Genomic DNA, 13262 nt, shown 5'->3' with positions numbered 1-13262 from the left:
TATATTTGGACTTAAGATGGAATATTGTATTCGCGTTGCAACAAATAAGGATCAAAAATCCATATTGTGCTTGATGAAAGAGCATGCTCTGTTTGAAGGCCATGAACTAGCGTTTTCTAATAAACATCAACAATTAAAAAAATTAGAAACGCTGCCCGTAACTATCTTTGTTGTAGAATCAAATAATAAACTACTTGGTTATATGTCGGTGATAACACAGTTTTCAACCTGGGATATGGACTGGTATCTATATCTTGATTGTTTGTACCTGACCAAAGAAACAAGAGGACAGGGAATTGGCCTAAAATTAATGCAAAAGCTTAAACATTTTGCAAAAGAAAACATGATAAATACAATTCAATGGCAAACACCAAAGGACAATTTTACTGCAATAGAATTTTATCAAAAACTCAATGCTGTAAATAAAGAAAAACAACGATTTTTCTGGACTGTTTAGTAACCCGCTTTGTGGCAAGTGGAGGTGTTTTCAAGACAGTTGGTACCGATTAATTCAAAACTCACTTGCGTTATCTGCATACCTGTTTTAATCAGTTCCGCTGCTTTTTTCAAACGTTTCTGCTGTTGAAATGCCAGAGGCGTACAGCCGAACTGTAGTTTGAATTGATTAAAAAAATTGGCTCGGCACATACACGCAATACGACATAGTTGGTCTATATCAAAATTTTTTAAACCAATAAAAATAATACTATTAACTAATAGTTAAGTTTGATAATTTGCACCTAAGCAGTTAAATGTTAACGATTAAAATACATATATCATTCACTTAAGGGAATAAATGATGAAAAATGAATTTCAAATCCAATTAATGTCAATCAACCTTACTGACGATTCTGATAATTGGAGTTCAGGTGATTTAAAATGGGCTGTACATTCTGCTTCGAATGGGCACCCTTTAAATGACCGAGATAATTTAATGCTAACACTGGCAAGCCACATTGCCTTTTTAGAAGTGGACCCATCACATAAAAATGCATATTTGACTCACACCCATAACGTAAACAGTGGTGAAACCATCGATTGCCTTCATAAAAATTTTACAAATACTTTTCAAATCCCAGCTATTCATGAAGTGTCTATCCGATGCAGCATGAAAGATATAGATGGTGGTTTCAATGGTGGTGATGATGACTTTGGTGAAAAAACCCTTACTTTTAAGAGCGCTGACAATTTCGGTATCAAAAATAATGAAACAGAACGAAATCTGTCTGTAATCTTAGATGGTGCAGGTCGTGCAGTATTTAATTTCCAACTTCGTCGAATCATTTCAAATGATACAGCTCGCTTCACAAGTGAAGAACTAACACAGATTAAAGCGTTCTTAGAAAACTACGACTACGATAAAACGGGATTCATTGATCCTGATGATGGTATGGATCTTGAGTATGCCAGAAGCATTTCTGTGTATTGGGAAGAATGTTTTGATGCATTTATGATGGAAAATGCTGATACAAACAAAGATGGTAAATTTCATATTGATGAAGTGATGGCGTATTTCGCTGCTTTAGAAGACTTTTAGACATTATTAGTTCGTTAAAAGAATAAGTGGTGGGCTCCCGAGGCCTCACCATTTGTCATAACTAGATCAACACTTATTTCTGGTACCACACTCCGCTTGTGAACTTAACCTTTGATTTTATCTATAAATGATTTGTTCACATTAATTGGCCATATATTTATCGATACGACAATAGGTAAAAATTTACTCTCTGTTGGTGAATATTTATTAATATTAGAAACAAAAACGCCAGCAAATGCTGGCGTTTTAAAAATCAATGTCAATTATCGCATCATGCCGATATCACGTAGGATATGCGGTGATAACCCTCTTAATTGAATATCTAATGATGTTTCTTTTTTATGACTAAATAAAATGTCTTTAGTGTGTCTAATCAGTCCTTTGATAGAAACAGCATAAGCTTTTTTATCTAAAGCCAAATCTTGTGGAATCATATTGAAGTGCGCTGCGTGTGCCATATTAGCCTCTACCTGAATTTAATAATTTATGTTTTAACTGGGTGATGTTTATATGCTTATCTGGTGAATATAGTAGCGCATGAAATAACTATGTAACAATGACAAAAAATACTATTAAGCATTAGTTTTACTAATGCATGTGACTATGTGTGACACCGCCAGTAGCTTAATCAATAATCATTCACTTTAATTGCATTTAAATTGGGATGTTGATTCCAAAGATAGTTAAAACAATCACTTGCAACATACGCGAAACAATTAAAAGTTATTAAAAGTTATTAAAATAAGATTAATATAGCAATAACAAATAATACTTAGTCTTTAATATTCAACATAGATGAATTTAATTTATTATATCCTGCAATGCGAATCTAGCTTGTTGAGTTTAATCTCTAACCCATGTTGTCCATTTCCAAGCTCCGTACATGGTGCTAAGAAGCCATTTAGACTAGAAGACATTTGGGGCATTCGAACCAGACTCCAAATTAATGATAACCCAATGCAACTAGCCCTCTTAAACTTGGCTATAGATAGTAAACTACGTTCAATTTTAAATAACACTTAGAAGTCAACAAAGCATCAGTAGGTGGATCTTTTCGGCAAACCGATTAGTTATTCTTACTACTCAAAGATTATCAAGTCGTGGGCGCTAAGCTTAGGGCTGGATGACAACTTATATGGCACGCATTCGATGAGACGAACCAAAGCTACGTTGATATATGCCCGCACTAAAAATATACGTGCAGTGCAACTGCTTTTAGGCCATACAAAAGTAGATAACACAATTCGATACTTAGGCATTGAGATTGAAGATGCCCTGAAGTTATCTGAGGAAACGGATAGTTAAATTTAGTTCTGGTCTTCAACAACTATAGTTGAAGACCAAACATGCCCCTAAGTGGCTTAGAGTAACTGCTCATCCACAATATATTCATACCGGTTTACCATATTTTTATCATGCAAAATTCACCAACTAAGTTAATCCTACTTATGTGTAATAAAAAAGACTAGATAGGATGATTTTATACAGTGTTATTGGCATTTTGGTGAAAGCGGTCTTGAATTTCCAAAAAACAATCACGTTTATCTTGCCAGTGAAAATTAATACCAATATAATCAGTTATATAGCTAGTTTTGTTTATAACTTACAAGACTCACAAAATGATTTACAGGACTGCTCATTTACCCAGAAGTAATTAATAATACTATTTTCAATTGCAAAATTTTATTTTCGATGGTGAATGGATTAGGGGCAAATGAGACGTACTACTATACAAATTATGTTTTAAGAGATGGTTTACGTATAAATGAGCATTCAGATATTAACTAGACTAAAAGAGCTTTCGAAAAAGCGCGGAGATATGGGTGTTTTTTCGAATCATGATGACTTTCTACTGTGGTCCGATAGCGTTATTCCATTATTAGAGTTTGATGAAAAACTTCATAATAAATTTTTATTTTGGTCAGATCATGTTAAATCTTCGTACAATATGAGACGAGCTACACACCATGAAGCTTTAGGGGAGTGTATAGGTATAGTTAATCAAGCAATTATTAAGCTTCAAATGCAAAGCGAGCAAGAACCTAAAAAAGAGACATTAAAAGTAAAAGAAATCGAACACCCCGAGAAGATCACTTTAAAATGGCTCTACCAACATGTTGGTTGGCAATTCTGGGTTGGGGTTGTTAGTGTTAGCGGTGTTATATTTACTCTAGGGGTTCATTCAACCAAATTAACACTTGTACAGCAAATTTATGGTTTAGACGAAGTTACATCGAAAATATCGACTAATATTCCATCTAATAAAGCAGATGCTTTAGAAAAAAAATCAACTGGAAATACAACTATTGCCAAAGATGATAGGAAGGAAAAAGGAGCAATAAATGTAAGATTTCTGGATGGGTTTTCTTTTGTAAATCTAAGTTATGATACAGTTTTATCTGCTCAGGATGCGCCTAAAATAGTAGCAGTTTATGGTACTAGAGAAAAAGCGGAAGAATCTTTAAGTAAAAATGTAGTAAGTGAAGTCCATAGTCAAATGGAACGTCTTTCAATAGCAGATGCAAGGAAGAATAGAAATGCTTTAGAAAAAAGCATAGTTGAAGCCACCAAAAGTAGCCAATTGAAAACCTTTATTAAAATAGCAAGCTTCGAAATATTGGCTATTGATTAAATATCAGAATGTTAAAGTTGTCGATTTTGGCGTAGTTAAAACATAATAAGTTTAAAAGGACAAAAAAAGTTGGCTGTTTTCGTCCCTCAATATTTTAGCCAACAATTTTTTGCCTCTTAACGAGGTGTTAATCTCAACTTCGCATAATGTCCTCTTTGAAGCATAAGCTCTAAGCCTGTGAACACCTTGTGCTGAACCGCTTAGCCAAATTTAAAATCCAGCTCCCACCATACAAAATACCACTAACACATAATAACTTGCATTTTATTACTAACTAATAGATCATTTGTATAGTCAATTAAGTTTAATTGATTACGCCATTATACAGCTATTAAAATTAGACGTTATTAAGGTTAGACGCTATGAACAGTTCGCCACGCTATATTCAAATCCAAGACTTCATCCATGAGAAAATCAATTCTCACATTTGGCTGCCTGGTAGTAAGATCCCTACAGAACTCGAATTAACCAAACAATTTAATGTCAGCCGGATGACGGTCAATAAAGCCATTCGCGATCTCGTCAACCAAGGTCTATTGAAAAGAACCCCACGCTTGGGTACATTTGTATGTGAGAAAAAGGTTGAATCATCACTGAGTGATATTCGTAATATTGCTGATGAGATCCGTCAACGAGGTAAAATATACAGCAATAAAATACTGCGTCAGGTGACAATACAGGCGAATGATGAAATAGCGATGAGACTAGGCGTAAAACTTGACACAGCCATTTTCTTTAGTGAAATCATACACTATGAGGACGATACTGCATTACAACTGGAACTACGTTGGGTCAATCCTCAGTTTGCACCAGAGTACATAACACAGGATTTCAGCCTCGCGACACCTAATGAATACCTCACCAAAAATTGTCCATTAAGTTCAATTGAGCATACTGTTGAAGCGGTCATGCCAACCCAGTCTATCCAGCAGCACTTAAGCCTAACAGCGCTGCAACCTTGTTTATTACTCAATCGTCGTACCTGGAGCAAGCAGTCTCTGATTAGTGTTGCCTTGCTTTATCATCCAGCAGATAGATACAAACTCAGCCTTAAAGCTGAAATATAGCACTGCTTATTGTCCGCTAATTCAAATTATTACGCCAAACTATTATGCTAAACAGTGTGTCGGTTTAATATCGACATACATCATAAAAACAGTCTCGAAAAATTAACAAAACCACAACCAGATCACAACAATCCGATTTAAAACTTGCTCTTCCTGCTTAAATTGTCTATTTAATTGTATATACATTTAAAAGCGTGAGAGCCTGATGAGTCTATTGCTAACCAATACAACGATTGTATCTATGGATCAAAGTGATTCAGATTACCAAACACAACCTAATTGCTACATTGCAATTGAAAACGCTAAGATAGTTAAAATTGGTCCTATGCAGCAATGCCCTACAGCTGCTTTCACGCGAGTTATCGATTGCCAAGATCGCCTTATCACACCGGGCCTTATCGACTGTCACACCCATCTGGTTTTTGCTGGTAACCGCGCTAAAGAATTTGAACAACGCTTAACGGGCGTACCGTATGAAACAATTGCTAAACAAGGGGGCGGCATCCTTTCGACTGTTAACGCCACTCGCGCCGCAAGCGAAAGCCAACTTGTTGAACTCGCCCTACAACGTCTGTCTGCACTGACCGCAGATGGCGTCACCACGATTGAAATCAAATCGGGTTATGGCTTAACCCTAGAAGATGAATTAAAAATGCTACGTGCAGCTAAACAGTTAGAACTGCACGCCAGTATTAGGGTATCCACAACACTACTGGCTGCGCACGCAGTACCTCCCGAATATAAAGGCAATGCCGATAGCTATATCCGTTATGTGTGTGACGACATAATACCAGCCGCCGTGGCAGCTAAGCTCGTGGACTCTGTCGATGTATTCTGCGAAGGCATTGGCTTTAACTTGGCGCAAACCAAAGCCGTATTCGAAGCTGCTTTATCTCACGGCTTAGGCATTAAAGGTCACACCGAGCAATTAAGTAACCTCGGCGGCAGTGAACTAGCCGCCAAAATGGGCGCCACCTCGGTTGATCATATCGAATTCCTTGACGAACAAGGCGTAAAAGCACTTGCTAAACATGGCACTGTCGCCACCCTGCTGCCTGGCGCATTCTACTTTTTAAGAGAAACCCAATTACCGCCAATTGATTTACTGCGTCAACATAACGTGCCAATGGCATTAGCAACCGATTTTAACCCAGGTACCTCCCCTATCGCATCGTTAACTATGATGATGAATATGGGCTGTACTTTATTTCGATTAACACCTGAAGAAGCATTACGAGGCGTAACTTGCCATGCAGCGAAAGCGTTAGGGTTGCAAGATTCACGCGGCCAGATTCGAGTTGGCTATGATGCTGATTTGGCAATCTGGAATATCGACCATCCTGCCCAGCTCGCTTATGAAGTGGGCACACCAAGACTGCACTCTCGCATCGTTAACGGAGAGCTTTGTCATGACTAAAACAACTTATCCCGCAGCAAGTAATTACGCTGCTACCGATGCCGATATTTGGCAGGGTCGTATTGACGCCGAAGACGGTGAAGCAGGTATGCGTTTTCATCAAAAGGTTACTGTACTCGCAAAAGACGAGCAGTTAACAAACCAAGCAGGTGTTGTCCTGCTCGGCTTCGCCTGTGACGAAGGTGTGAAACGTAATAAAGGCCGTGTTGGCGCAGTACAAGCACCGGATCTTATCCGCAAAGCGCTGGCTAATACCGCATGGCATCATGACAACGCCGTTGCTATAGATACAGGTACTAACACATCAACCCTTGTTGATGCAGGAAATATCTATTGCAGCGATGCTGATTTAGCTGCCAGCCAAAAAGAACTGGCTAACCATGTCGAAACAGCCCTCAGCCAACAAAACAAAGTGATGGTATTAGGCGGTGGACACGAAATCGCTTGGGGCACATTCCAAGGTTTAGCGCAGCACTTTCAAAGCAGCGACATTAACAAACCTAAGATCGGTATTATCAATTTTGATGCCCATTTTGACTTACGCACCTATTCAACAGATGGACAAGCATTCCCGACTAGCTCAGGCACGCCATTTAATCAGATAGCGAAACACTGCCAACAACTCGGCTGGGCGTTTAATTATGCGTGTCTTGGTGTCAGTCGCGCCAGTAATACCCAAGCGTTGTTCACCCTTGCCGATCAACTCGGGGTGCATTATCGCGAAGACCACCAGCTGGCTTCTTATCATCTTGCCGAGCGTATCGAAGAGTTAATCGCATTTATTGATAACGTGGATCACCTCTATCTAACAATAGATATCGATGTGTTCTCTGCGTCCACAGCGCCCGGTGTTAGCGCACCAGCAGCGCGTGGGGTGAATTATGAAAGTGTAGAAGCCTTACTCCAACCGATCTTTAACGCAAGAAATGCAGCAAGCCAAGCAAAATTGTTAGTGGCTGACTTAGCTGAATACAATCCCAATTTTGATATAGACAATCAAACTGCGCGACTTGCAGCACGATTAACGTGGGATATCACCCGCGCTATGTTCAAGTCGAAATAAAAGCCGAAGCCGAAGCCGAATTTAATCAAAATAAGTATGCAAAGTGAAAAGGAAATCAACATGACTGATAAACGTTTAGATACGTCTCGTACTATCATTGCCCCTCACGGCACCCAGCTCAACGCGAAATCATGGCAAACCGAAGCGCCATTAAGAATGTTGATGAACAACCTACACCCAGACGTTGCCGAGCATCCGCATGCATTGGTTGTTTATGGCGGCATTGGTCGAGCGGCGCGTGATTGGGAATGTTACGACAAAATAGTCGAAGTACTAAAACGTTTAGAAGATGACGAAACACTCCTTGTCCAATCAGGTAAACCGGTTGGCGTATTCAAAACTCACAGCAATGCGCCGCGTGTACTGATTGCCAACTCAAACCTAGTACCACATTGGGCAAACTGGGAACACTTCAACAAGCTCGATAAAGCAGGCTTGATGATGTACGGACAGATGACCGCTGGTTCTTGGATCTATATCGGTTCGCAAGGCATTGTGCAAGGTACGTACGAAACATTCGTTGCTATGGCAAAACAACATTTTGACGGCCAAGCACAAGGTCGCTGGGTGCTTACTGGTGGTTTAGGTGGCATGGGTGGCGCGCAACCACTGGCAGCAACAATGGCAGGCTTTTCTATGATTGCTGTTGAATGTGATGAATCACGTATCGATTACCGCCTGCGTACCGGTTATGTCGATAAAAAAGCCACAACCCTTGATGAAGCATTAGCGCTACTTGATGAAGCAATCAAAAGCAAGCAGCCAACTTCGATTGGCCTACTTGGTAATGCAGCCGACATTTTCCCTGAATTAGTGAAACGTGGTGTCATTCCAGATTGTACTACCGACCAAACATCAGCTCACGATCCACTTAATGGTTATCTGCCACAAGGCTGGACTATGGCGCACGCTGCATCTATGCGTAAAGAAGATGAAGCCGCCGTAGTTAAAGCAGCTAAACAATCAATGGCAGTACAAGTACAAGCCATGTTAGAACTGCAAAAAGCAGGTTCTGCCACCGTCGATTATGGTAACAACATTCGCCAAATGGCATTGGAAGAAGGCGTTGAAAATGCGTTTGATTTCCCCGGTTTTGTACCCGCCTATATTCGACCACTGTTCTGTGAAGGCATAGGTCCTTTCCGTTGGGTTGCATTGTCTGGTGATCCAGAAGATATTTACAAAACAGATCAAAAAGTAAAAGAGCTGATCCCAGATAATCCACAGCTACACAACTGGTTAGACATGGCTCGCGAACGTATTCAATTTCAAGGTCTGCCGGCACGTATTTGTTGGGTGGGCTTAAAAGACCGTCAGCGTCTTGGTTTAGCCTTTAACGAAATGGTTAAAAATGGCGAGCTTAAAGCGCCGATTGTAATTGGTCGTGACCACCTTGATTCTGGTTCAGTTGCCAGCCCTAATCGCGAAACCGAAGGCATGATGGATGGTTCTGATGCAGTATCAGATTGGCCACTATTAAACGCGCTGCTCAATACAGCAAGTGGTGCTACTTGGGTATCACTGCATCATGGCGGCGGCGTTGGCATGGGCTTCTCTCAACATTCAGGCATGGTGGTACTTTGTGACGGTACCGATGATGCCCATGAACGTGTTAGTCGTGTATTACATAATGATCCAGCCACAGGCGTTATGCGCCATGCAGATGCTGGTTATGAAATTGCTAAAACCTGCGCCAAAGAACAACACTTAGACCTACCGATGCTTAAATAATCTTGGAGGAAAACATGTACCAACTAACAATTAAGCCTGGACAACTTACCCTGGCACAGCTTCGTCAAATCAGTCGAGCCCCTGTACAGGTGTCGCTCGACCCTAGCTGCTTTGATGACATCCATGCCAGCACCGAAATTGTCAATAATGTCATTGCAGAAGGCCGGATTGCTTATGGCATTAATACTGGCTTTGGTTTGCTTGCTAACACCCGTATCGCGCCTGAAGATCTCGAAACGCTGCAACGTAGTATCGTATTATCTCATGCGGCAGGTATCGGCGAGTTCATGAACGATGAAACTGTGCGGTTGATGATGGTGCTTAAAATTAACAGCCTAGCGCGTGGTTTTTCAGGTATCCGTTTATCGGTTATTGAAGCGTTAATGCAATTGGTGAATGCCGAAGTTTACCCATGTGTACCGAAAAAAGGCTCAGTAGGTGCATCAGGCGATCTCGCCCCACTTGCTCACATGAGCACAGTTTTACTGGGTGAAGGTGAAGCGCGTTATCAAGGTAACGTGATTACAGGTGAAGAAGCATTGGCGATTGCTGGCATGCAGAAGATCACCTTAGCACCAAAAGAAGGCTTAGCCTTGTTAAACGGCACGCAAGCATCGACTGCGTTTGGCCTTGAAGGTTTGTTTGCTGCCGAAGATCTGTTTGCTTCAGCAACCTTATGTGGCGCAATGACAGTGGAAGCAGCGCTTGGTAGCCGTCGTCCGTTTGATCCACGCGTCCACCGTGTGCGTGGTCATCGCTCACAAATGGATTCTGCGACTATGTATCGTCACATACTTGAATTTAGCAGTGAAATTGGTGATTCTCACACCGCATGTGAAAAAGTCCAAGACCCTTATTCATTGCGTTGTCAGCCACAAGTGATGGGCGCCTGTTTACAACAGATCCGTAATTCAGCTGAGATATATGAAGTCGAAGCCAACTCAGTATCAGATAACCCGTTGGTGTTTTCCGATGATGGCGATATTATCTCAGCGGGTAACTTCCACGCTGAACCGATTGCCATGGCCAGTGATAACCTGGCGCTAGCGATTGCAGAGATAGGCAGTTTATCAGAACGTCGCATGGCGCTATTGATCGACAGTAGCTTAAGCAAATTACCACCATTCCTCGTAGATAATGGCGGTGTTAACTCTGGCTTTATGATCGCACAGGTAACCGCAGCGGCGTTAGCCAGTGAGAACAAGTCATTAGCCCATCCAGCATCGGTCGATAGTTTACCAACGTCTGCCAACCAAGAAGACCATGTATCTATGGCGACCTTTGCTGGGCGTCGATTGAAAGACATGGCTGAAAATACCCGTGGTATCTTAGCGGTTGAGTTGTTATCTGCGGCACAAGGGCTTGATTTCAGAGCACCGCTAAAATCATCGCCGTTAATTGAACAGGCGAAATCAGAATTGCGTGAACGCGTCGATTTCTACGACAAAGATCGTTATTTTGCCCCTGATATTGCGAAAGCCAATCAACTGCTGATAGAAGCGGCCCACAACAAGCTTGTTGCAAGAGACATGCTGCCGAGTTTTTAAGCATCATTGTTCGCAGATTTATTAAGTTTAAAAGTTAAATATTATCTGCGAACTTATAGCGGCACATAAGCCAAGGCTGCAAGGTGAACAACCAAAGATAAATATGTCACAACGACAAATTAGCCGTATTACCGGTATTGCTCGGCAGCGTGTCAATGAGGCGATCAAACAATTAGAAAAAGAGGGCCTTGTGCATTTAGGACAAGGATGTATCTATTTAAATGATATAACAGCCCTCGCTCATAAGCTTGATGATCTCGATTTGAGTATTCGAGACCCAAGAACATTTTTAATTCAAATATAAAATTAAAGACAAGACTTAAAGCTTAACGATCAATACTGCTTAATTGTTACAATCCAAGTGATAATAACCCCACCTAGAGCTGATTTTTACGTGCCTATCAGCGATCAACCAATACTGGTCAATAATCGTACAGCAATAAAAAATGTCGAGAACATAAGCGTGATTAATATCACATCATTACTTGAGAGGTAATTAGTCATATAACTTACTGATTATGAAGAAAGTTTAAATAGTATTAAAATACAAGGATATAACGCAACAAACCAGACTGCCCGTTCCAGCAGGTAGATAAAACTGGAAAATCACGCCAATGTCGGTATTATCTCGCCCCTCACCCCTTAGTGAGAATTTTATGCAAGTAAATGCATGCCAGATTGGCGAAGAAGTACCCGTAATATCGAATACCTCAACGCGTCGCAAAAGCGACAAATTGGTTCCAGCACTAACAATTGGCTTCATTAGCTTGTTCTTATTGGCTGCAATCATTGACCTCCCTCGTTTCACAACATTAATTCAAGACTTATTTTCAGCAACCGCTGGACAATTTGGCTACTTTTGGCAATGGCTAATGGTCGCAAACTTTGCGGTTGCGTTATGCATCGCAGCAAGCCGTTACGGTAAAACTCGTATGGGCATGAAAACTAAACCTGAAATAGGCACGTTCCGCTGGTTAGCAATGATCATGTGTACTCTATTGGCAGGTGGTGGTGTTTTCTGGTCTGCAGCAGAACCGATTTATCATTTTATTACGCCATCAGCAAGCTATCCCGATATTACAGGGTCGACTGCTGAGGCGATAGTTCCTGCACTAAGCCAAAGCTTCTTGCATTGGGGCTTCCTTGCGTGGTCTGTACTTGGCACACTCGCAACGATTGTATTGATGTATGCTCATCACCATCATGGCATTAAGCTACGTCCACGTGCGTTGCTTTTCCCTATTGTTGGTAATCGCCTCGAAAACCATTGGTTTGGCGCAGTCATTGACGCATGTTCAATTATTGCCGTCGCAGCTGGTACAATTGGTCCAATTGGTTTCTTAGCATCGCAAATGGGCTATAGCCTAGAAGTCCTAATCGGACTTAAAAATGACATGAACTCTCAGTTAATGATATTAGCTGTGGTAGTGTCAATTTGTGCGCTATCGGCCGCATCAGGCATGGACAAAGGTTTACAGTGGCTTAGCCGCTTAAACGTTATCGGTGCATTTGCATTACTGCTCGCCATTCTGCTCTTAGGTCCAACGCAATTCATTTTTGAACAGTTTGGTCGTGCATTTGCAACCTACTTGCAAGACCTGCCAACCATGAGTGTCACTAACGACAATCCAGGTTGGAATGTTTGGTGGACTTGGTTCTTCTGGGGCTGGTTCATTGGTTTTGCACCTATGATGGCGATTTTTATTGCGCGTATTTCAGAAGGTCGTAGTATTCGTGAGTTAGTATTGGCTGTTGCCATTGGAGCTCCGATTGCTACAAACTTCTGGTTCTCGGTATTAGGTGGTACAGGCATCTTCTTTGAGCTACAAACGCCTGGTATTATTTCGGGTCCATTAGCTGACGCTGGTTTACCTGCGGTATTATTAGCAATATTACAGCAATTACCATTAAGCGAGATTTTGCTACCTGCATTCTTGATACTCACGACAACGTTTGTGGTTACCACGGGTGACTCGATGGCTTATTCGATTGCGATGGTTGTATCTGGCGATAATGAACCCGACCGTAAGCAGCGCATATTCTGGGCTGTTATCATGGGTTGTGTTGCTGCAGTGTTATTACTCGCGGGTGACGGTGGTTTAAATGCACTGCAATCATTCATTGTGATCACCGCAGTGCCGGTGTCATTCTTAATAGCAATCACTCTGGTAACAGGGCCGATAGCTGCAATCAAGATGACTCACGCACAAGAAGCGCTTGCTGCAGAAAAAGAACGAGCACAAGCGTAATAGGCGATTAGGCTTACAA

General features: G+C 41.3%; 12 protein-coding genes and 1 pseudogene. 11 read left to right on the top strand and 2 right to left on the bottom strand.

All coding sequences use genetic code 11. The features are described from left to right. The first annotated feature begins 16 nt into the window (after nt 1–16). On the top strand, nt 17–457 hold the full coding sequence (locus HRT96_RS12045) for a GNAT family N-acetyltransferase (protein ID WP_293156842.1): 441 nt from the start codon (nt 17–19) through the stop codon (nt 455–457). Here the strand turns inward: HRT96_RS12045 and HRT96_RS21960 are convergent. Continuing rightward, a complete protein-coding gene (locus HRT96_RS21960) occupies nt 454–657 on the bottom strand; it encodes a hypothetical protein (RefSeq protein ID WP_366931180.1) in 204 nt (67 codons plus the stop codon). The two genes, HRT96_RS12045 and HRT96_RS21960, sit on opposite strands and share 4 nt — an antisense overlap. 139 nt (nt 658–796) lie before the next feature. Between HRT96_RS21960 and HRT96_RS12040 the strand changes: the two genes are divergently transcribed. Next, nucleotides 797–1537: a hypothetical protein gene (locus HRT96_RS12040; RefSeq protein WP_293156839.1), complete on the top strand. Its 741-nt coding sequence runs from the start codon at nt 797–799 to the stop codon at nt 1535–1537. 263 nt (nt 1538–1800) lie between these two features. On the opposite strand, the gene HRT96_RS12035 is transcribed toward HRT96_RS12040, so the two are convergent. Beyond that, the gene (locus HRT96_RS12035; RefSeq protein WP_293156836.1) at nt 1801–1995 is read right to left on the bottom strand and encodes a hypothetical protein; all 195 of its coding nucleotides are present in this window, start codon (nt 1993–1995) and stop codon (nt 1801–1803) included. A 388-nt stretch (nt 1996–2383) separates the two neighbouring features. Here HRT96_RS12035 and HRT96_RS12030 point away from each other — a divergent pair. The 9 genes and pseudogenes from HRT96_RS12030 (at nt 2384) to HRT96_RS11990 (ending at nt 13243) form a co-directional block, all read left to right on the top strand. Beyond that, nucleotides 2384–2842 (top strand): annotated as a pseudogene (locus tag HRT96_RS12030) (tyrosine-type recombinase/integrase). 460 nt (nt 2843–3302) lie between these two features. Then, nucleotides 3303–4169 (top strand): hypothetical protein, encoded by an 867-nt coding sequence (locus HRT96_RS12025; RefSeq protein ID WP_293156833.1) that lies wholly within the window; start codon nt 3303–3305, stop codon nt 4167–4169. Nucleotides 4170–4531: 362 nt separating this feature from the next. Then, entirely contained in the window at nt 4532–5236 is a 705-nt protein-coding gene (hutC, locus tag HRT96_RS12020; protein WP_293156830.1) for a histidine utilization repressor, read from the top strand. Between the two features lie 205 nt (nt 5237–5441). Beyond that, nucleotides 5442–6653 carry an imidazolonepropionase gene (gene hutI / locus HRT96_RS12015; protein ID WP_293156827.1) on the top strand — a complete coding sequence of 404 codons (1212 nt, stop codon included), beginning with the start codon at nt 5442–5444 and terminating at the stop codon, nt 6651–6653. Next, complete coding sequence (gene hutG, locus HRT96_RS12010; protein WP_293156824.1) at nt 6646–7716, top strand: formimidoylglutamase; 1071 nt, start codon at nt 6646–6648, stop codon at nt 7714–7716. The genes hutI and hutG overlap by 8 nt, the downstream gene beginning before the upstream one ends. 60 nt (nt 7717–7776) lie before the next feature. Continuing rightward, nucleotides 7777–9447: a urocanate hydratase gene (gene hutU, locus HRT96_RS12005; RefSeq protein ID WP_293156821.1), complete on the top strand. Its 1671-nt coding sequence runs from the start codon at nt 7777–7779 to the stop codon at nt 9445–9447. A 14-nt stretch (nt 9448–9461) separates the two neighbouring features. Then, a complete protein-coding gene (gene hutH / locus HRT96_RS12000) occupies nt 9462–10994 on the top strand; it encodes a histidine ammonia-lyase (RefSeq protein WP_293156755.1) in 1533 nt (510 codons plus the stop codon). Nucleotides 10995–11034: 40 nt separating this feature from the next. Further along, nucleotides 11035–11298, top strand: coding sequence for a helix-turn-helix domain-containing protein (locus HRT96_RS11995; RefSeq protein ID WP_366931179.1), 264 nt, complete (start codon nt 11035–11037; stop codon nt 11296–11298). Nucleotides 11299–11650: 352 nt separating this feature from the next. Next, nucleotides 11651–13243 (top strand): BCCT family transporter, encoded by a 1593-nt coding sequence (locus tag HRT96_RS11990; RefSeq protein ID WP_293156752.1) that lies wholly within the window; start codon nt 11651–11653, stop codon nt 13241–13243. The last annotated feature ends 19 nt before the right edge of the window (nt 13244–13262 follow it).

Source organism: Moritella sp., from assembly GCF_013215705.1.
GTDB lineage: Bacteria > Pseudomonadota > Gammaproteobacteria > Enterobacterales > Moritellaceae > Moritella.
This window is presented reverse-complemented; position numbering and strand designations above follow the sequence as displayed.